Origin of the sequence: Nonomuraea sp. NPDC005501 (assembly GCF_040605905.1) — a bacterium.
Classification (GTDB): domain Bacteria; phylum Actinomycetota; class Actinomycetes; order Streptosporangiales; family Streptosporangiaceae; genus Nonomuraea.
On sequence record NZ_JBEXDT010000001.1, the window covers coordinates 230,582 to 248,352 of the forward strand.

The following is a 17,771-nucleotide window of genomic DNA, read 5'->3' on the forward strand; positions in this document are numbered from 1 at the left end:
GTGAAGGCGGGGGACCGCAAAGGCGGAGGTTCGCACAGGCGGAGGTTCGCAAAGGCGGGGGTCAGTGAAGGCGGGGGACCGTGAAGGCAGGGCCCGTGGGTTCAGGTGGTTGTACGGGTGTAGGTGAGGGTGAAGTCGACGTTCCAGGCGGTGCCGTCCTTGGAGAACTCCCATTGGGCGTCGATGGCGTCCCCCTGGAGGGTGCCGGTGAAGCGTTGGTGGAAGCCGGGGGCATTGCGCCAGATGCGCCAGATGCCGTCGATGAAGGTCATCCGGTAGACGCGGTGAACACCTCGGGCATCGGCGTACAGCATGGTGAACTCGCCCGTGGCGTCGTCCAGGCCGATCAGGACGGTGGTGGGGAAGGGTGCGTGCTCCCGCCACTCCTGAGGAGCGGATTCCGGTATTTCGTCGATGTCGGAGACCTGGCGGAGGAACAGGCCGTTCTCGGCCCAGCTGAACTCGCTCCAGGCGGGGGTGAGGCCGGGTACGTGTGTCTGGACGGTCCAGCGGCCGACGAGGGGTGCCAACGGGGCGAGGAGGGCCGGCGCGGGCTGGAGGTTCGGGTTCATGTCTTGCTCCTCGGCTTTCGCTCGGGTGGCTGCAATCAGCGTGCCCAGTACTGACCGTTCGGGGAGTGGAAACTGAGCGCTCGACGGCCGGACCGGAAGCCGGAAGACAGACGGCCTATCTCCTGTCGGGAGTGGCCCGTAGGCTGGCCGTCGTGAGTTCTCCTCCGCCTCCGCCCTCCCCGGGCCAACCCCCACCCTCACAGACCGGGCAGATCGTCGGGCTGGCCTTCGCGGGCGCCTTCGGGTACTGGATCGTGAACGTGGTCGTGGGCCTGGCCGTGCTGCGCGTCGGGTCCGCGGCCGGGATGGGGGTCGGGGCGGCGTTCCTGGCACTCGGGGCGTTGGGCGGCGGAGTCGTGCTGGTGCTTCGGCGTAAGCCGTGGGCGTTGGGGCTGGGGCTGGGCCTGATGATCGGGTGGGCGTCGGCTTCGATCGTGTCCGCCGGGTTCTGTACGGGGCTCAACCCGGATCTCTACTCGTAGCGGGGAGTGTTCTGAGGATGGGCGCACCACCACCGCCGCCACCGCCGCCGCCGGATGGACCGTACCAGCACGGGCCGCCGCCGTACGGCGCGTGGCCGCCTCCCCCGAAGCCGCCCCGGGAAGGGTCCCCGGGCCTGGTCATCGGGCTGGCGTTCGCCGGGGCGGCTCTCTACAGCCTGGTCAACGTCGTGCTCGGCCTCCTGATGTTCTTCGCCGCCATGGGGCGGAACGGCGGCACGCCGTGGATGGCCGTCGGCGCCGTCGCGCTGGCTCTGGTCGGGCTCGGGGCGGGCGCCGGGTTGCTGTTCGTACGGCGGCCGTGGGCGACGGGGCTGGGGCTCGGGCTGATGATCGGCTGGGCGTTGTGGTCGATGGTGTCCGCCGGGTACTGCACCGGCCTCAACCCGAGTTTGTACGGCTGACATGCCGCTGCATGAGATCTTCGTGGGGCTCGGGGTGCTCGTCGCCTCCGTCGTGTTCGTACGGGAGGCGCGGCGGCGGGGCGCGCTCAGTGAGCAGTCCCTGGTGGCCGTCACCGGCGCGCTGGTCGGCGGCGCCATCGGGATGCGCCTGGCGGGCTGGATGGAGACGCTCGACCTCCAGGATCTGTGGCTGTACGGCTCCCGCAGCATCCTGGGCGGCCTGACCGGAGCGTACGCCGGCGTGCTGATCGCCAAGCGGATCATCGGCTATCAGGAGCGCACCGGCGACCTGTTCGCCCCGGCGGTGGCGCTGGGCATGGCCGTCGGGCGGATCGGCTGCCACCTCACCGAGGCCCCCGGCCGGCCCACCGACCTGCCGTGGGGCGTCCACGCTCCCCCGGCCACCCCCGAGTGTCCCGGCTGCCTGACCGGCCAGGCCATGCACCCGTCGTTCGTCTACGAGATCATCTTCCAGCTCGTGGCGTACGGCGCGCTGGTCTGGGCGCGGGACAGGGTGACGCGGCCGGGTGAGCTGTTCACGCTGTACCTCGCCGGCTACGCGGTCTTCCGGTTCCTGGTGGAGTTCACCCGGGCGAACGAGACCGTGTGGCTCGACCTGACCCGGCCGCAGTGGTTCCTCGTCCCCGGGCTGCTCCTGCTGGCCGTACGGGTCGGGTACGGCTGGCGGCGCGGCCGCTACGATGCGCTTCTCCGGCGAAAGGTCAGGTCATGAGCACTGGGATGGGACTGCGGGGCGACCGCATCCTCAGGTACGTCAACGCGTTCTGCCCGCACTGTCACGGCCAGGAACTGGAGCGGGTGGAGCGGCTCAGCGGTTACCTGGCGGTCCGGGACGGCCGGGTGTGGCTGGAGCGCGGGTGCCGCGAGCACGGCCTGGTCCGGACGTTGTACGACGAGGACCCCGAGATCCTGACGTACCTGGAGGAGTGGACCGCTCCCACCAAGCAGCACGTCCCGGACGTGTCGGGCAACTTCGCGCCGATCCCCGCCGCATACCTCCAGGGTCTGCCGGAGATGCAGACGCAGCACACGTGCATCCTGCTGGAGGACATCGCCGAGGCGTGCAACCTGCGCTGCCCGACCTGCTTCGCCGACAGCTCGCCCGACCTGAGCGGAATCGTCCCGGTCGCGGACGTCCTCGCCAACGTCGACCAGCGCCTGGCCCGCGAGAACGGCCGGCTGGACGTGCTCATGCTGAGCGGCGGCGAGCCGACCCTGCACCCGGAGCTCCCGCTCCTGCTGCGCGAGCTCACCCAGCGGCCGGTCACCCGCATTCTGATCAACACCAACGGCGTCCTCGTCGCCCGCGACGACGACCTGCTCGACCTGCTCACCGAGCACCGCGAGCGCGTCGAGGTCTACCTCCAGTACGACGGGAGCTCGGCCGAGGCGTCACGGCACCACCGCGGCGGTGACCTGCGGCGGCTCAAGGAGCAGGCCGTACGGCGGCTGTCGGAGCGTGAGATCTTCACCACGCTGGTGATGACCGCGGCGCTCGGCGTCAACGACGGCGAGATCGGCGACGTGGTGCGGCTGGCCCTCGACACGCCGTTCGTGGGCGGGGTGTCGCTGCAGCCGCAGTTCGGCTCCGGCCGTTCCGCGCTGATCGACCCGATGGACCGGCTCACCCACACCGGCGTGCTCAGCCGGCTCGGGCCGCAGACCCGTGGGCTGGTGACGTGGCGCGACCTGACCGCGCTGCCCTGCTCGCACCCGCACTGCTGCTCGGTCGGCTACCTGATCCGTGACGACTCGCGGCAGTGGAAGTCGCTGGTGGCGCTGATGGGCCACGACCGCCTCAAGGCCAACCTGGGCCTGGTCTCCAACCGGATCGCCGACAGCGACATCCCGCGCGAGCTGCGGCTGGCCGTACAGGAGTCGCTGCTCGGGCTGCTGTCGGAGCAGTCGTCGCTGTCGCACCCGCGGATCGGCGACCTGTGGCGCGACATCTGCGAGAACTGCGACCTCGGCGTGGCCACCCTGCTCACGCTCGCCTCGTCGGCGCTGCCGGGCCGGCGCGCGAAGCTGCGCCGGATGCTGGGCGAGCGGGTGGTGCGGCTGACGATCAAGCCGTTCATGGACATCTCGACGATGATCGAGGAACGGCTCACGCAGTGCTGCGTCCACGTGGGCACGCGGGCCGAGCAGGACCAGTGCGCGCCGTTCTGCGCGGTGCAGGCGTGGCCGCAGCTCTCGGCGCAGCGGCTGTCGGCGGTGGCGTCGCAGCCCCGGACCCGGCTGCCGCTGGAGGTGCTCACGTGAAGGCCGCCGCCGATGACCCCGGCGTGAAGAAGGCGGAGCCGTACGATCCGCTCCGGCTGTGCGTGTACGCGACGGTCGCGCTGCTGGCGTGGCTGCTCGGGCCGTGGGCGGTGCTGGGGTTCGCCGGATTGGGGTTCGCGGGGTACTGGAAGGCGCGGCGGGCCGGGCTGACCCGCAGCAAGTGCCTGCTGCGGGACACCCGGCTCGTGCTGGCCTACCTGGGACTCCTGGGCGCGGTGGCGGTCGTCGCGATCGTCCTGTCCCTGCGGTGACGGCTACTCGGCGGGGACGTACAGGCTGAGCGTCTCCGCGATGCAGGCCGGCCGCTTCTCGCCCTCGACCTCGATCGTCATCTTCAGGTTGGACAGGTAGCCGGCGGGCGTGCCCTTGACGTCGGTGAGCTCGCCCGAGGCCCTCACCCGCGCCCCGACCGGCACCGGGCGGGGGAAACGGACCTTGTTCAGGCCGTAGTTGACGCCCATGGCGATGCCCTCGACCTTGACCAGCTCGAACATGAACGACGGCAGCAGCGACAGGCTCAGGTAGCCGTGGGCGATCGTGCCGCCGAACGGCCCGCTCTTGGCCCGCTCCACGTCGACGTGGATCCACTGGTGGTCGTCGGTGGCGTCGGCGAACAGGTTGACCTGCTCCTGGGTGACCGTGCGCCACTCGGTCGGGCCGAACGTCTCGCCGACGGCCGCCTTGAGCTCATGTACGTTCGCGAAGGTCCGCATGGGGGTGAACGCTATTGCGCTGGCGGGACGGCTGCCAAGTCCAACAGTCCGTACGCCCCCGGACGCCGGGCCGAAGAGCCTCGGGCCGATCTGTTGCGAAGATCTTTACCCGAAAGCATCGCACGGGCGTTCGAGTCCGCGCTACAGTTCTGGATGTCGAATCGAACAGGGGTTCGGCCAGGTGAGAGGGGGGTCTGTCCGATGACGATGACGGCGACCGCCCCTGCCCGGACACGCCGTACGGCTTTCTGCGCAAATCTACGACGGCCGCTATATCCGGCAATAAAGTCCGAGAGCGTGGACCCTGTACGCAATCCCTACGCCCCCGGAGCCGGGCAGCGTCCGCCCGAGCTCGCCGGCCGTGACCGTGAGCTCCAACAGTTCGAGGTCGTGCTGGAAAGGGTGGCCCGTGGCCGGCCCGAGCGCAGCATGGTCGTCACCGGGCTGCGCGGCGTCGGCAAGACGGTCCTGCTCAACACCTTCAAGTCCATGGCGATGCAGCGGCTGTGGGGCACGGGCAAGATCGAGGCCCGGCCCGAGCAGTCGATCCGCCGTCCCGTCGCCGCCGCCCTGCACATGGCGGTCCGCGAGCTGGCACCGCGCCACCGCGCGCCGGAGCGCATCGAGGAGTTCCTCGGCGTGCTGAAGGCGTTCGCCATGCGTGACCCGGCCGCGGCCAAGGGCACCTCGCACTGGTCGCCGGGTATCGAGGTGCCGGCCAGCCGTGGCCGCGCCGACTCCGGCGACCTGGAGATCGACCTGACCGAGCTGTTCGTCGACGCGGCGAGTGTGGCCACCGACCTGGGCGTCGGCATCTCGCTGTTCATCGACGAGATGCAGGACGTGCCGGCCTCCGACGTCTCGGCGCTGTGCGCCGCCTGCCACGAGCTGTCCCAGTCGGGCGGGCCGCTCATCGTGGTCGGCGCCGGGCTGCCGCACCTGCCGAGCGTGCTGTCGGCCAGCAAGAGCTACTCCGAGCGGCTGTTCCGCTACGCCCGCATCGACCGGCTCGACCGGGAGGCCGCCGACATGGCGCTGATCCTGCCGGCGCGCGAGGAGGAGGTCGAGTTCACCCAGGACGCCCTCGACGCGCTCTACGAGGCGGCCGACGGCTACCCCTACTTCGTGCAGGCGTACGGGAAGGTCGCCTGGGACCTGGCGCCGCGCAGCCCCATCACGGTGGAGGACGTGCAGGTGTCGGCCCCCGAGGCGGAGGAGGAGCTGGCGGTGGGCTTCTTCGGCAGCCGTTACGAGCGGGCGACACCGGCCGAGCGCGACTACATGCACGCCATGGCGCAGATCGGCGACGAGCCGGTCGCGACCGCCGAGGTCGCAGACGCCCTCGGCCGCAAGCCGTCCAGCCTGTCGCCCGCGCGCGACAGCCTCATCAAGAAGGGCCTGATCTACAGCGCCGAGCGCGGGCTGATCGCGTTCACGGTGCCGCATTTCGGGAGGTTCCTGCGGGCTCAGCCGATCTGAGCGGCATCCCCTAATCCTCTATTGGGCTGTCTAGTGGGGAAGCTAGACAGCCCAATAGAGCTACATCAAGCTGTCGTGGGAAATCTACGGCTGTCTAGTGTCAGGCCGATACGTGCGTATATTCCGGCATGGAGCCGCTGTCCTCGCGGTTGACCACGGCCGCCCGCACCACCGGCCGGCGCCCGCTCAGGTACACCGCGAAGACCACGTCCCGGTCGCCCTGCCCGTCGAAGGCGAAGAAGCGCCAGCACAGCTCCCGCCAGCTGTCGTACGGCTCCGCCGCGGCGAGCTCGGCCTGGTGGGCCCGCCACGTTCCGCTGCTCCTGAGCCTCGACAGCGTGACGCCCTCGGCGGGGCCGCGGCGCTGCTCGCAGGGAGCGCGGTAGCGCAGCCGGTCCACCATCTCCTCCAGCTCCGGTGACAGCGCGAGCAGCACGACGAGGCCGGCGAAGGTGTGCCAGGACGGCCGGGCGAACACCGCCCACCCCGGCGTCTCCGCCCACACCGTCATGACGGCCATGCCGGTGAGCACGACGGTCCTCGCGACCGAGCGGAGTCCCACGGGCGCCGAGCTGACCTCGCCGAAGCAGCCGCAGCCCGCGTCGGGCCGGCGTCTGCGCAGCTCCAGCAGCACGTACGTGGACAGCGTGAAGAACGTCACCGTGCCCCAGCGGAACACCGGATGGCCGGTCAGCAGGAGCCCGCCGGCGAGCACCAGCTCGCCGGCGGCGCAGACGATCAGCGCCGGGGCCTGCATGCGCCCCGGCACCAGGACGGCCGGGCCGAGCCGCGACAGCGCCCCCGGCTCTCCTCCGGAGCGCACCGTGATCACCTTGGCCACCGTCCCGAGGACGAGCAGTACGATCAGCACCGGCTGCTGCGATGCCAGCACGAGCGTCACCCCAATCCGATCTGAGCGTTGAAGCAACCCTTGACCAGGTCGCCGCCGAGCTCCACGTACGTCGTCGGCGACAGCTCGGCGATGCGCCCGCGGGGCGACGTGCCGCACTCGACGCAACGGTCACAGAACCTGCCGGCCACGCAGCCACAGGCGACGACCGGCACGTTGGCCGAGCGCTCGGCGCACAGGTTGCGGACCTGCACCAGCGAGCCCATCGCGAGGTACGGCAGGCCCGCGCAGGACACCTCGGCCTCCGGGCAGCCCGTGTCGGAACGCTCCATCATCGGGTACGCCAAGCCCCGCTCCCCCTCGTCGAACGCGTCGGACCAGGTGGCCGCGCCGGAGACGCGCTGCTGGGTGCCGGCGTAGACGGGCGGCGGGTCGGGGACGGCGCGTGCCGGGTAGGCGGGCTGCGAGGTCGCGGGCAGCAGCGCCAGGCAGCCGCCCTCGCGCTGGACGCCGATCGCGTCGAACAGGTAGCCGGGCTCCAGCCGCGGGTGGCGTACCTGGAGCCGGCCGATGGCCCGGTACGGGACGGTGATGGTCCGGCGGCCCCGGTGCGGGCCGCAGGCCAGCTCGACGGCCAGGTCCCCGCGCCCCTCCACGGACAGGATCGTCCCGGTGATGCGGGTGATGCCGGCCCAGATCCGCTCGACGAGCCTGCCCTCGCGCAGCGCCCGCATGACGACGCGGGCGCCGATGGGCAGGTCGGCGGGCGTGGTGTCGGTGCCGTGCCAGGCGGTCGCCCAGGGCGCGATGACCAGGCGCTCCTCCTGGCCGTCGGGAGTCTCGACGAGGACCAGATGGGGGCTGATGTCGCGGATCTCCCCTGTGACGGCGTGCACCGGGTCGCCTTCGTCCAGGGCCGGACCCGGCACCCCGGGCTCCCGGCCCAGTGCCGCGGCGGCGAGCAGCCTGCGCCTGTCAACGCTCGGATGGCCCATGCCTACCCCTTCTCGTCGCCTATAGATTCACACGTCTTGGCCGGTCGTGTGGGGGTGACACCGCATAAGGGAGCAAATTACGCACCCTCGGTGAAGGAGTTCGCACCCGTGGTCGTACAAACCGCCACCAACCTTGACGGACCTTTGTCGTCGGCGGGCCGAATCTTGGGTTCTGGTTCAGCCCTAACGGGGCGTCCGGCTGCGATTCTGACGACGATGCAGATCATCGAGGGCGAAGAGGAGTTCCGCGAGTACGTGCGCGCCCGCGGGCCGTCGCTGCTGCGCACCGCGCACCAGCTCACCGGTCACCCGCTGGACGCCGAGGATCTGCTGCAGAACGCGCTGACCCGGACGTACCTGGCCTGGAACCGCATCGAGGACCGCGGCTCCCTGGACGGCTACGTCAGGCGGGCCATGGTGAACATCAACATCTCGCAGTGGCGGCGGCGCAAGGTCGAGGAGTACCCGTCGGACGAGCTGCCCGAGGTGCCCTGCGCGGCGCACGACTCCCATGGGGCCTACGGGGAGGTCCACGAACGGCTGGAGGAGGCGCTGGGCAACCTGCCCGAGCGCATGCGGGCCGCGATCGTGCTGCGGTACTACGAGGATCTGACCGAGCCGGAGGTCGCCCGGGTGCTCGGCATCAGCGTCGGCACGGTGAAGAGCACGGTGTCGCGGGCCATGGCCAAGCTCCGGAACGAGCTGGGCATCACGGTCGCGGATCCGGAGGTCCCTCCCCCGTCCCCGCTGTAGCGCAGGGCCGTACGACGTCGCGGATCTTGCGGAGGGTGGCGAGGAAGGCCGTGAGCTCCTCGTCGTCCAGCAGGCCGGTGAAACAGCTCTCGATGTCGGACAGGTGCAGCGGCAGCACGGCTTCGAGCCGCGCGCGGCCGGCGTCGGTGAGCGCCGCGTAGGAGGCCCGCCGGTCGGAGGCGCAGGCCACCCGCTCGACGAGGCCGTCACGTTCCAGGCGGTCGACGACCCGGGTGACGCCGCTGGTGGACAGGCCGGTCTGGGCCGCCAGGTCGGTCATGCGCAGCCGCTGGCCGGGCGAACGGCCGAGGCGGAGAATCGTCTCGAAATCGATGTCGGACAGCCCGGCCGCGCTCAGGACGGGCTGCATCCGGGAGTTCAGACCCGCTATGACCTCGGCCACCAGCCCCATGGCGGTCAGCCGAGGGTCGTCGATGTGGTGCACGTTCACACTCTAGCTGGACATAGTTGACGTGAGGAATATTCCTCCTGTAGACCTTTGTTAGCGCAAATATCCGCAAGGCAAGCTTCGTTGGAGGAACCCCCATGAGCACCCGTACCTGGGAAGGCCTGACCATCCCCGCCCCCGGCACCTACAACCTGGACGCCGCCCACACCAGCATCGGCTTCTCGACCAAGCACATGATGGTCAGCAAGGTGCGCGGCACGTTCGGCGAGTTCAGCGGCTCGGTGACCATCGGCGAGACCCCGCTCGAGTCGTCGGCCGAGCTCACGATCCAGACCGCCAGCATCAACACCGGCGTCGCCGACCGTGACGGCCACCTGCGCAGCGACGACTTCCTGGCCACCGACAAGTTCCCGGAGATCACCTTCCGGAGCACCCGCGTCGTCCACCAGTCGGACGACCGCTTCACGGTCGTCGGCGACCTCACGATCCGCGACGTCACCCAGCCGGTCGAGCTCACGGTCGAGTACGGCGGCGCCGGCACGAACCCGTGGGGCCAGTCGGTGTGGGGCTACTCCATCACCACGGAGATCGACCGCGAGGCCTTCGGCCTGACCTGGAACCAGGCCCTGGAGACCGGTGGCGTCCTGGTCGGCAAGAAGATCAAGATTGAGATCGAGGGCGAGGCCAACCCCGCCTAGCGTTGACGTCATGGCGTGCCCGCCCCACCGGGCGGGCTCCATCCACAGGTCTCTGTCCACAGGCTGTGGATAACATGACGGGAAGGCTCGCTGGCCAACCGCTTTGCCGCCTCGCCAGAAGGCCGGTACGCTGTCCTGAGCCGCTTGGCTTCCAGGAGGATTCGCCTAGTCAGGTCTATGGCGCCGCACTGCTAATGCGGTTTGGTGGCAACACCATCCGGGGTTCAAATCCCCGATCCTCCGCAGGTAGAAGGCCCTCGCCCCGGTAACGGGGAGAGGGCCTTTGATCTTTTCGGGGCGTCGTAGTTGCAGTGCTAGTTGCAACGGCTACGGATTTCCCCAGAGGGCGGAGGCGAGGCGCTCCCCCGCGTCGCGCATCAGGGGTGTGGATACGTGGGTGTACCGCTCGGTGGTGGTGACGCGCGTGTGGCCGAGGACCTGCTGCACGATTCGGATGTTCACGCCCTGCTCGATGAGGAGCGTCGCGGCGGTGTGCCGGGCGTCATGGACGCGAACGTCTCGGACGCTGGCCTATTTGAGGATCGCCTTCCAGCACTTCCAGTCCTCGGTTCGTTCGATGGGAGTGCCGTGCTTGGTGGCGAACACCAAGTCGTGGTCCTGCCAGCGCTCCCCCGCTTTCTTGCGCTCGGCGTCCTGGATTTCGCGGTGAGCCTTGAGCTGGGCGAGGAGTTCGGGCGGGCACTGGAGAGTGAGCTTGCTCTTGCCCTTGCGCTGGCGCGGATCTCGCCTGTATCCATGTCGATGTACGACCAGCGGAGCCCAAGAGCTTCGCCCTGGCGGATGCCGAGCGCCAGGGCCACCGACCAGCGGGTGCCGTTCCTCTTGGCCCTGGCCACGTCGAGGATGCGGCGAGCCTCCTCGCGCGTCAGCGGCTCGATCTCCGTTTCCGCGGCTGTGGGCGCCTCCACGAGAGTGGCCACGTTTCGCGTGACCTTGTCGCGGCGGACGGCGACTTTGAGCGCGCGAGAGAGTATGCGGTGCACCTTGAGGACCGTGCTTGTGGACAGGCCCTTGTCGAGCATGGTCGTGTACGCCGTGTCGAGGTGCTCAGGGGCAAGCCGGTTCAGCCGGTGCCGGCCGAGGAGCGGGATGATCCAGTGGCGGGTCTTGGAGCGGTAGTCCGCCTGCGGGTCGCCCGGTTGGTGCCGTGGGGGAGAGCCGGGCGGGCCGTGGGTCCCAACGTTGTCGCCAGGGCATCGGCCCGGCGACCCGTGGCGGGTCGCCGGGCCGGTAACCGGTGGTCAGCTCGGGATTGCGCTGCTCTCGCAACCTTTGCCGATCCGGCCCGTCTCGAAGTAGCGCACCACGTCGGTGGCGCACTCGGGCACCCGGGTGGTCGACACGTGCACGTCGTCGGCGACCGTGTAGACGGTGCCGCCGATGGCGCGCTGCGTCTGCAGCGTCCAGTCGTAGACGGACATGAACTCATACAGGTGCCCCGCCAGCACCAGCGACCCGCTACCCCGCTTCAACGTGGCCTGCTGCACCGGCAACGGCCAGCCGGAACACAAGGAAGTCAGTCCCCAGGACCGGCCGGTCGCCGGATGCCGCTTCACGAGCTGCTGATAGTCACGCCAGGCGGTGTCGAAACCGGGCCGGCTGCTGTCCTCGTTGCACGCGACGGCCAAGTTCATGGTCATGTTCTGCGTTTCGGGCGCGCCGGGCACGGGCGTCCCCATCATCGGTGCGCCGAGCAGGTCCTTGACGGTGGGCGGGGCGGTGGTGCCCGTCGCCGTCCGCAGTTCGGCCAGCGCCTTGCCCGCGCGCACCCACTCGGTCGAGTTGCGCTTGGCCAGATCGGCGACGGCCGAGCCGTCGATGGGCCGCTGCAGGTCGGTGTAGGTCTTGGGGCTCTTGTCGTACGCGCGGACCAGCTTCGCCACCTCTTCGCGCACCTTCCGTGCGGTGGCGCCGAGACCGTAGGTTTCGTCGCGGTCGGCAAGCCAGGCGGCCATGCGCCCGAAGTCACGCTCGGCCGCGTCCGCGCTGTCCTTGATGTGCCGGTCGAAACGAGTCCACGGCGGCGCCGGGCTGTCCAGAAAGGCCCGTCCGGTGTGCTGGGGGAACTGGCTGCGGTACACCATGCCCAGATAGGTGCCCCAGGAGAAACCGAGCAGGTTGAGCGTGCGCTCACCCAACGCGGCCCGTACCAGGTCCAGGTCCTTGGCCACGTTCTCGGTGGTGAGCTGTCCGAGGAAGGCGGGGTCAGAGCGTCCGCAATCCTGGTTGGCGGCGACCTGCCCGTCGTATATCTTCCTGGCCGCCTCCTTGGTCAACGTGCCGGGCTCCTGCGGGCCGTTTGGCGAGAAGGTGCAGGCGACCTTGGTGCTGTAACCCACCCCGCGCGGGTCGAAGCCGATGATGTCGTATCGTTCGTTGAGCTTGGCCATCTGCTTGTTCCTGAGGACGACCCGCAGGACCGGGTCCAGGTACCCGCTGCCGCCCGGCCCTCCCGGCAGGACGGCGGTGGCGCCGAGCCGGTGGGCCTTGTCTGTGGCGGCCAGCCGGGTCACCGCGATGTCGATCTTCCGTCCGGCGGGGTCGCGATGGTTCAGCGGGACGCTGACCGTGCCGCATTCCAGGCGCTTCATCAGGGTGCGGAAGGCCGGAATCTGCTCCTCCGTCACGCGCAGGCTCCGGATCACCTCGTCGGAGTAGTTCGGACAGGATGTCCACTGGACGGACGACACGCCGGAGTTCGGGCTGGAGTTCGCCGTTGCGCTCGTGCTGGCATCAGCGGTGGCGCCTGCCATGGAAGGATGCGCCACTAGCCCCGCCAGCGCCAGTGCCATCAGTGATGTTCGGTACGTCATACGGATCAGAAGTAGCGGTGGTTTTGCTAGATCAACGTAAAGAGCGGTAGGACTGCGCCGAGCGCGGAGACAAGTCCGTGCAGCCCGACAAGCGTTGATCGTTTCGTGGTACAGCCAGATCTCGGAGTCGTCCCGGCCAGGCGTATCCACTGAACATTCTCTCCGCGCTCAACACTGCGGGTGGTGGAGAAGATCAGACGCGGTAGTGGCGGGACGCGGTGTCGGCGCTGACGCCGAGGATGGCGGAGATCTCGTGCCAGGTGGCGCCCGCGGAGCGGTCTGCGGCGACGGCTGCGGCCAGGATGGTGCGGGCCTGGCTGAGCAGGGGCAGGGCTGCGGCGGTGTAGCCGGCAATGGGGCCTTTGATCCAGCCGGTCTGCTGGGTCGGGCTGGAGAGGTCTTCTTCCCGCAGGCTGAGGATGAGTTAGCTGGTGGCGTGGGTCAGGCGCTCGACTCGCTGGCGAAGGTGTCGTCACCTGTGACGGGTGCTGCCTTGGCGTTGGTGTTGCTGGTTGACCCACCGAACAGTGTGGTTGGCGTGCCCGATGAGGCGGGGAAGCGGGGGGAATGGTGGGGAGTCACGGGGAATGCCACCCGCATGCTGAGCTGCGTCTTCCCTGGTGGAACAAGATCAGCGTGCGTCTTTGCAAGCAGGATGTCAGGGAACATTACGCTCCCGGAGCTCCGCGGCGCCTCTCGCTGAACATGCCCATGTCCCGGCGGTTCGCCACGAACAGGTTGATGTCGGGGAGGTCCTCGAGCGTCAGATTGATTTGACCCAAGAGCGGGCGGCTTTCGCCGGCATGCCGAGTTCGACTTGTGCGAGCTGGATTGCTTGCTCTTCATACCCGCGGACCTTGAGCTGGCGGACGCGCCCGGTCAGTTCCTCGGCTCCGAACCGGTCGATGTATCGGAGTACGCGACGCTGCCTGAAGGTCCGGATCACGCCCACCACCCACAAGACGAGGACGCAGAGGAACAGTCCGGGGACAGCTAAGCCGACGATTTCATAGAGCGTGAGGTCGGGCACAAGATGATCATAAGATTCTTGGCCGCCGTCCAGAAGGCTCCCGTAGATATGATCGCCGTGGGTTGCAGTTTGGGTTGCAGTCCCCCGTCGTTCCATCCCGTTCGCCCCAGACCGTCGAGTCGCATCGGCCCACATGGGGCGGTTGCGTCCACGGGAGTGGTGTAAGAGTTTGGCCTGATCACAAGTGTGGCGGCCGTGAAATAGGGACGGCCATCGCGTGATCCTTTGAGTGCTATCCGAGATCAAAGGAGAGGGCGATGGCCGTAGACAACAGTGTGACGCCTGGGCAGTGGCTGGCGAAGCAGATCGAGACAAGCAACCCCGACGTGTTGCGATCCATGGTGAAGACCATGGCTGAGGCGTTGATGTCGGCCGAGGCCGACAACCTGTGCGGAGCACCGTATGGAGAACGCAGCCAGGAGCGCACGAACTCGCGTAACGGCTACCGGGCGCGCGAGTGGGACACCCGCGCCGGCACGATCGAACTGGCGATTCCCAAGTTGCGTCAGGGCTCGTACTTCCCGGACTGGCTGCTGGAACGCAGACGGCGGGCCGAGCAAGCGCTGATCAGCGTGGTGGCCACCTCATACCTGCTGGGCGTCTCCACCAGGCGAGTGGACAAGCTGATCGAGCAGCTCGGCATCAAGAACATCTCCAAAAGCCAGGTCTCGCAGATGGCCAAGGTCCTCGATGAGCAGGTCGAAGCCTTCCGCACCCGCGCGTTGGACGCCGGTCCGTACACCTTCGTGTGGCTGGACGCGCTGACCCAAAAGGTGCGCGAGGGCGGGCGGATCATCAACGTCCACGTGCTGGTGGCCACCGCCGTCAATGCTGACGGCCAGCGCGAGATCCTCGGCCTGGAAGTCACCTCCGCCGAGGATGGCGCGGGCTGGCTGGCGTTCCTGCGCAGCCTTCTCGCTCGCGGCCTGTCCGGCGTCCAACTGGTCATCTCCGACGCCCACACCGGCCTGGTGGCCGCCATCGGCGCCACCCTGCCGGGTGCGTCCTGGCAGCGCTGCCGCACCCACTACCTGCGCAACCTGCTCACCGTGGTGCCCAAGTCCGCCCAGCCGTTCGTCGCCACGCTGGTGCGCACCATCTTCGACCAACCGGACGCCGCCTCGGTCAAAGCTCAGCACGCCTGGGTCATCCAAACTCTGGAGACCAAGCATCCGGCCGCGGCCGAGCACCTGGACACCGCCCGCGACGAGCTGATCGCCTTCGCCGCCTTCCCCAAAGAGATCTGGACCCAGATCTGGTCGAACAACCCGCAGGAGCGGCTGAACAAGGAGATCCGCCGCCGCACCGACGTGGTGGGCATCTTCCCCGACCGACTCGCCATCATCCGTCTCGTCGGGGCGGTGCTGGCCGAGCAGACCGACGAGTGGGTCGAAGCCCGCCGCTACATGGGCCTGGAAGCCCTGACCAAGGGCCGCCTGCGGCTCCTGCCCGGCGACACACCCCCACAGAACCAACTCCCGCAGGCACTTACCGCTTAACCTGCAGAAACAGGATCACGCGAAGATCGATTCATACACCACGTCCGTGGACGTGACCCATGGGGCAACCTGGAACAGCCAAGCTCCGAGCTGCTAATGCGGTTTGGTGGCAACACCATCCGGGGTTCAAATCCCCGATCCTCCGCAGGTAGAAGGCCCTTCCCAAGATTCTGGGAAGGGCCTTTTTCGTTGTCTGAGGGGCTGTGGGTTGCAGTTGCCCCGTCAGGGCGAGCCCCAGAGGGCCGAGTCCATACGGTCGCTGGCGTCTCTCATCTGGAGAGTGGCGACGTGCGTGTAGCGCTCGGTTGTGGTCACGCGCGTGTGGCCGAGGATCTCCTGGACGACGCGGATGTGAACGCCCTGCTCTATCAACTGGTCATTTCCGTTGGCGGAGGGTCGCGAGGTAGACGGCCGTTGAGCTCTCGTAGTAGACGATGTCGGCGAGTTCCCAGCCGGTTCCGTTGGCGAGTTCGGCGAGTTCGCGTGGTGCCAGGCTGAGGTAGTCGAACCAGGGCGTCGCGACGTCGCGGTAGCGGACCCGCATGGTGCGTTGTCCGGCTATGCGGCCTGCCCGGAGGTTCTGTTCGTTGTAGGGCAGGTGCAGGGGATCGGCGGAGTCCGTCAGGTTGCGGCCTTGGCCGACGATGATGGCGCCGGGCGCGGCCATCGCTGCCAGCGCCCGCAGGAATTCCGGCGCCCTTTCCCGGCTCTCCAGCAAACCGAGGTTGGCGCCCAGGAGCAGGAAGCTGTCGTATCGCTCTCCCGTCGCGGCATGCTCGTGGACGGTGCCGAGAACGGCGGAACGCACCCCTTGCCGTCGGCATACTTCGAGCGCGCCCGGTGAGATGTCGATCGCTGTAACGGCGTGGCCCCGATCGAGCAACGCGCGTGCGGCCCGCCCTCCGCCGGCGCCGACGTCCAGAACTCTGCCCTTGAGCAAGTCCAGCGCTTGGCGCTCACCGTCCGGCCATTGGTCGACCGGCGCGATCCATGGTTCGACGGGCACGGGCTTCACCAGCCCGTCGCTGCGTTCCGCGATATGGAAGACCGGGGTGGCAGCCGACTCCAGCGATGCGTCGTAAGCATCGCGCAGCATGTCCCCGATCGCGTCCCCGTTACGGGGACCAAATGCCGTCCGTTCTGCCTGCCGGCCTTCTTCCGATGCCTTGTTGCCGGCCTTATCGTCTGCGACGTCGCCGAGGGCGCGGGCGGTGGGAGCGTTCAACGTGTTCTCTCTGCTGGATCGGGTGAAGGAGCCGATGGTTCGGTGGGAGCCAGCGGCCGAAATGTGACGAAGAGCATCAGGACAACCCCGACGCCGCACCATGCTCCGATGACGGTAGAGGTGGAGAAGCGTTCGCTGAGGGCGCCGGTGGCCAGGATCGCGGTGCCCTGGGCGATCTGGATGCCGCTGTTCATGACGCCGAACGCCCGGGCCCGGTATTCGGTGGGAAGCACGCTCTTGAACAGCGCCTGAGCGGCGGGCAGCAGCAGCGACATGACCACGCCCGAGGCGGTGACCAGGAGCAGCACGCCGGCGAGCGGCGGGTCGAGCAGCGCGGGGACCAGCGTGAGGGGGGCCAGGACCGCTAGGGGGCGGATCAGCCGGGTCCTGGTACGCGAGCGCAGCAGCCGGGTCAGCATCAGGCCGCCGATGGCGACACCGAGCGGGTTCGCGGCCATGATGAGCCCCTGTGCCGCGCCGCCGCCGTCGATTTCGGACGCCCAGGCCGCCGCCAGGCCCTCCGGAACGATCACGAAGGTGACCGTTGCGAAGGTTATGAGGGCGATGGCCCGCATCACCGGGTCGCCCAAGACGACGGCGTACCCTTGTCCAGTTTCCCGCCACAGGCCAAGGCGATGGGTGGCACCGAGCGTCGCCGGCCGAAGCTTGACGTAACGGCGCAGCAGGAACGCCGACCCGACGAAGGTACCGGCGTTCAGCAGCAGCGCGGCATGCGGGTTGTAGCCGGCGATCATTCCTCCGGCGGCGTACCCGAAGACCTGGGCCAGGTGGAAGATGGCGTTGTTGAAGGCGAGGCCGAGCGGGTACAGGTCACCGGCCAGGATGTGCGGGAGCTGAGAGGAACGGGCGGCCTCGAACGGTGGGGCGAACAACCCACTGGCGAACAGCAGCACCAGCAGGACCGCCACAGGCACGCCGGGGATCGCGATCAGCCCGATGAGCGCCGCTCTGACCAGATCGCAGAAGATCATCACTGAGCGCGAGGGATACCGTTCGGCCACTGCCGCGAGTAAGGGCCCTGCGGTGAGCCACGGCAGATACCCCACGGCGAAGGCCGCTGCCGAGGCCAGCACCGAGCCGGTGCGATCGAAGACCAGCAGCGCTACCGCGGCTTTGCACAGATAGTCCCCGAGCCAGGAGAGCACGCTCGCGGCGAAGACTGCACGGTACTCCACCAGAACGAACAGATCCCGATAGCCCGCCGGCCGTTCCTCATCCGTCGCCGGACGCCTCATCCATTCTCCGCAAGGCGCTTCATGAAGAGGGCCGGCTCACCGCCGTAGCCTGTGTGCCGGCCGCTGTCACCTCATCCTGGATCAATCCCAGACGGTGTCCTTGCGGGTCATGGGTCATGAGGCACCTCCCTCTCGGCTCTTCAGCATGCTGACGAACTGGCGACTTCAGCAACTAGATCATCTAGTCACATACACCACCTTTTCGGCAACCCTCGAATGTCTGCGCCCTCGTGACCAAAGCCCCGAACGA

At 68.6% G+C, this 17,771-nt stretch carries 21 protein-coding genes and 1 tRNA gene; 11 read left to right on the forward strand and 11 right to left on the reverse strand.

Translation table 11 applies throughout. The annotated features are described in order from the left end of the window. Positions 1 to 101 precede the first annotated feature (101 nt). Positions 102 to 572: a hypothetical protein gene (locus tag ABZS51_RS01130; protein ID WP_355434516.1), complete on the reverse strand. Its 471-nt coding sequence runs from the start codon at positions 570 to 572 to the stop codon at positions 102 to 104. Between the two features lie 152 nt (positions 573 to 724). Here ABZS51_RS01130 and ABZS51_RS01135 point away from each other — a divergent pair, with 152 nt between their 5' ends. Genes ABZS51_RS01135 through ABZS51_RS01155 form a run of 5 tightly spaced genes read left to right on the forward strand, consistent with a single transcriptional unit; the run spans position 725 to position 4,031 of the window. Beyond that, a complete protein-coding gene (locus ABZS51_RS01135; RefSeq protein WP_355434518.1) occupies positions 725 to 1,054 on the forward strand; it encodes a hypothetical protein in 330 nt (109 codons plus the stop codon). Between the two features lie 17 nt (positions 1,055 to 1,071). Then, the gene (locus tag ABZS51_RS01140; RefSeq protein ID WP_355434521.1) at positions 1,072 to 1,476 is read left to right on the forward strand and encodes a hypothetical protein; all 405 of its coding nucleotides are present in this window, start codon (positions 1,072 to 1,074) and stop codon (positions 1,474 to 1,476) included. 1 nt (position 1,477) lies between these two features. Further along, entirely contained in the window at positions 1,478 to 2,209 is a 732-nt protein-coding gene (locus ABZS51_RS01145; protein ID WP_355434524.1) for a prolipoprotein diacylglyceryl transferase family protein, read from the forward strand. Next, entirely contained in the window at positions 2,206 to 3,759 is a 1,554-nt protein-coding gene (locus ABZS51_RS01150; protein ID WP_310707471.1) for a radical SAM protein, read from the forward strand. The genes ABZS51_RS01145 and ABZS51_RS01150 overlap by 4 nt, the downstream gene beginning before the upstream one ends. After that, complete coding sequence (locus ABZS51_RS01155) at positions 3,756 to 4,031, forward strand: hypothetical protein (RefSeq protein ID WP_310707472.1); 276 nt, start codon at positions 3,756 to 3,758, stop codon at positions 4,029 to 4,031. Before ABZS51_RS01150 ends, ABZS51_RS01155 begins: the two co-directional genes overlap by 4 nt. A gap of 3 nt (positions 4,032 to 4,034) precedes the next feature. Here ABZS51_RS01155 and ABZS51_RS01160 read toward each other — a convergent pair whose 3' ends face one another. Next, complete coding sequence (locus ABZS51_RS01160) at positions 4,035 to 4,493, reverse strand: MaoC family dehydratase (protein ID WP_310707473.1); 459 nt, start codon at positions 4,491 to 4,493, stop codon at positions 4,035 to 4,037. A 297-nt stretch (positions 4,494 to 4,790) separates the two neighbouring features. Here ABZS51_RS01160 and ABZS51_RS01165 point away from each other — a divergent pair, with 297 nt between their 5' ends. Then, positions 4,791 to 5,972 (forward strand): ATP-binding protein, encoded by a 1,182-nt coding sequence (locus ABZS51_RS01165; protein ID WP_355434528.1) that lies wholly within the window; start codon positions 4,791 to 4,793, stop codon positions 5,970 to 5,972. Between the two features lie 100 nt (positions 5,973 to 6,072). Here ABZS51_RS01165 and ABZS51_RS01170 read toward each other — a convergent pair whose 3' ends face one another. Both ABZS51_RS01170 and ABZS51_RS01175 read right to left on the reverse strand, forming a co-directional pair. Beyond that, positions 6,073 to 6,864, reverse strand: coding sequence for a MauE/DoxX family redox-associated membrane protein (locus ABZS51_RS01170; protein ID WP_310707475.1), 792 nt, complete (start codon positions 6,862 to 6,864; stop codon positions 6,073 to 6,075). A gap of 5 nt (positions 6,865 to 6,869) precedes the next feature. Continuing rightward, the gene (locus tag ABZS51_RS01175) at positions 6,870 to 7,817 is read right to left on the reverse strand and encodes a hypothetical protein (protein WP_355434531.1); all 948 of its coding nucleotides are present in this window, start codon (positions 7,815 to 7,817) and stop codon (positions 6,870 to 6,872) included. A gap of 216 nt (positions 7,818 to 8,033) precedes the next feature. Between ABZS51_RS01175 and ABZS51_RS01180 the strand changes: the two genes are divergently transcribed. Then, positions 8,034 to 8,570: a SigE family RNA polymerase sigma factor gene (locus tag ABZS51_RS01180; RefSeq protein WP_355434534.1), complete on the forward strand. Its 537-nt coding sequence runs from the start codon at positions 8,034 to 8,036 to the stop codon at positions 8,568 to 8,570. Here ABZS51_RS01180 and ABZS51_RS01185 read toward each other — a convergent pair. Then, positions 8,527 to 9,015, reverse strand: coding sequence for a MarR family transcriptional regulator (locus ABZS51_RS01185; protein WP_355434536.1), 489 nt, complete (start codon positions 9,013 to 9,015; stop codon positions 8,527 to 8,529). The two genes, ABZS51_RS01180 and ABZS51_RS01185, sit on opposite strands and share 44 nt — an antisense overlap. Before the next feature lie 101 nt (positions 9,016 to 9,116). Between ABZS51_RS01185 and ABZS51_RS01190 the strand changes: the two genes are divergently transcribed. Both ABZS51_RS01190 and ABZS51_RS01195 read left to right on the forward strand, forming a co-directional pair. Beyond that, positions 9,117 to 9,677 (forward strand): YceI family protein, encoded by a 561-nt coding sequence (locus ABZS51_RS01190; RefSeq protein WP_310707479.1) that lies wholly within the window; start codon positions 9,117 to 9,119, stop codon positions 9,675 to 9,677. 154 nt (positions 9,678 to 9,831) lie between these two features. Beyond that, positions 9,832 to 9,920 (forward strand) — tRNA-Ser (locus ABZS51_RS01195). 84 nt (positions 9,921 to 10,004) lie between these two features. Here ABZS51_RS01195 and ABZS51_RS01200 read toward each other — a convergent pair. Then, positions 10,005 to 10,139, reverse strand: coding sequence for a hypothetical protein (locus ABZS51_RS01200; protein WP_355434539.1), 135 nt, complete (start codon positions 10,137 to 10,139; stop codon positions 10,005 to 10,007). On the opposite strand from ABZS51_RS01200, the gene ABZS51_RS01205 reads away from it, so the two are divergent. Next, a complete protein-coding gene (locus ABZS51_RS01205; protein ID WP_355434877.1) occupies positions 10,104 to 10,817 on the forward strand; it encodes a hypothetical protein in 714 nt (237 codons plus the stop codon). The genes ABZS51_RS01200 and ABZS51_RS01205 overlap by 36 nt on opposite strands. Positions 10,818 to 10,939: 122 nt before the next feature. On the opposite strand, the gene ABZS51_RS01210 is transcribed toward ABZS51_RS01205, so the two are convergent. Together ABZS51_RS01210 and ABZS51_RS01215 are read right to left on the reverse strand one after the other, a co-directional pair. Then, the gene (locus ABZS51_RS01210) at positions 10,940 to 12,490 is read right to left on the reverse strand and encodes an alpha/beta fold hydrolase (RefSeq protein ID WP_355434542.1); all 1,551 of its coding nucleotides are present in this window, start codon (positions 12,488 to 12,490) and stop codon (positions 10,940 to 10,942) included. 784 nt (positions 12,491 to 13,274) lie between these two features. Then, a complete protein-coding gene (locus tag ABZS51_RS01215; protein WP_355434544.1) occupies positions 13,275 to 13,541 on the reverse strand; it encodes a hypothetical protein in 267 nt (88 codons plus the stop codon). 257 nt (positions 13,542 to 13,798) lie between these two features. Between ABZS51_RS01215 and ABZS51_RS01220 the strand changes: the two genes are divergently transcribed. After that, positions 13,799 to 15,040 carry an IS256 family transposase gene (locus ABZS51_RS01220; RefSeq protein ID WP_355434547.1) on the forward strand — a complete coding sequence of 414 codons (1,242 nt, stop codon included), beginning with the start codon at positions 13,799 to 13,801 and terminating at the stop codon, positions 15,038 to 15,040. A gap of 222 nt (positions 15,041 to 15,262) precedes the next feature. On the opposite strand, the gene ABZS51_RS01225 is transcribed toward ABZS51_RS01220, so the two are convergent. The 3 genes from ABZS51_RS01225 to ABZS51_RS01235 are packed head-to-tail and all read right to left on the reverse strand — an operon-like array spanning position 15,263 to position 17,521. Then, positions 15,263 to 15,412 carry a tyrosine-type recombinase/integrase gene (locus tag ABZS51_RS01225; RefSeq protein WP_355434550.1) on the reverse strand — a complete coding sequence of 50 codons (150 nt, stop codon included), beginning with the start codon at positions 15,410 to 15,412 and terminating at the stop codon, positions 15,263 to 15,265. Positions 15,413 to 15,416: 4 nt separating this feature from the next. Next, a complete protein-coding gene (locus ABZS51_RS01230) occupies positions 15,417 to 16,265 on the reverse strand; it encodes a methyltransferase domain-containing protein (protein WP_355434553.1) in 849 nt (282 codons plus the stop codon). Then, positions 16,262 to 17,521 (reverse strand): MFS transporter, encoded by a 1,260-nt coding sequence (locus ABZS51_RS01235; protein ID WP_355434556.1) that lies wholly within the window; start codon positions 17,519 to 17,521, stop codon positions 16,262 to 16,264. The genes ABZS51_RS01230 and ABZS51_RS01235 overlap by 4 nt, the downstream gene beginning before the upstream one ends. Positions 17,522 to 17,771: the final 250 nt, after the last annotated feature.

What these genes read in the sequence shown, in the direction of transcription:
- ABZS51_RS01130 (WP_355434516.1), bottom strand. Translation starts at nt 572, where the DNA reads ATGAACCCGAACCTCCAGCCCGCGCCGGCCCTCCTCGCCCCGTTGGCA.
- ABZS51_RS01140 (WP_355434521.1), top strand. Translation starts at nt 1,072, where the DNA reads ATGGGCGCACCACCACCGCCGCCACCGCCGCCGCCGGATGGACCGTAC.
- ABZS51_RS01145 (WP_355434524.1), top strand. Translation starts at nt 1,478, where the DNA reads ATGCCGCTGCATGAGATCTTCGTGGGGCTCGGGGTGCTCGTCGCCTCC.
- ABZS51_RS01150 (WP_310707471.1), top strand. Translation starts at nt 2,206, where the DNA reads ATGAGCACTGGGATGGGACTGCGGGGCGACCGCATCCTCAGGTACGTC.
- ABZS51_RS01160 (WP_310707473.1), bottom strand. Translation starts at nt 4,493, where the DNA reads ATGCGGACCTTCGCGAACGTACATGAGCTCAAGGCGGCCGTCGGCGAG.
- ABZS51_RS01175 (WP_355434531.1), bottom strand. Translation starts at nt 7,817, where the DNA reads ATGGGCCATCCGAGCGTTGACAGGCGCAGGCTGCTCGCCGCCGCGGCA.
- ABZS51_RS01180 (WP_355434534.1), top strand. Translation starts at nt 8,034, where the DNA reads ATGCAGATCATCGAGGGCGAAGAGGAGTTCCGCGAGTACGTGCGCGCC.
- ABZS51_RS01190 (WP_310707479.1), top strand. Translation starts at nt 9,117, where the DNA reads ATGAGCACCCGTACCTGGGAAGGCCTGACCATCCCCGCCCCCGGCACC.
- ABZS51_RS01210 (WP_355434542.1), bottom strand. Translation starts at nt 12,490, where the DNA reads ATGGCACTGGCGCTGGCGGGGCTAGTGGCGCATCCTTCCATGGCAGGC.
- ABZS51_RS01220 (WP_355434547.1), top strand. Translation starts at nt 13,799, where the DNA reads ATGGCCGTAGACAACAGTGTGACGCCTGGGCAGTGGCTGGCGAAGCAG.
- ABZS51_RS01235 (WP_355434556.1), bottom strand. Translation starts at nt 17,521, where the DNA reads ATGAGGCGTCCGGCGACGGATGAGGAACGGCCGGCGGGCTATCGGGAT.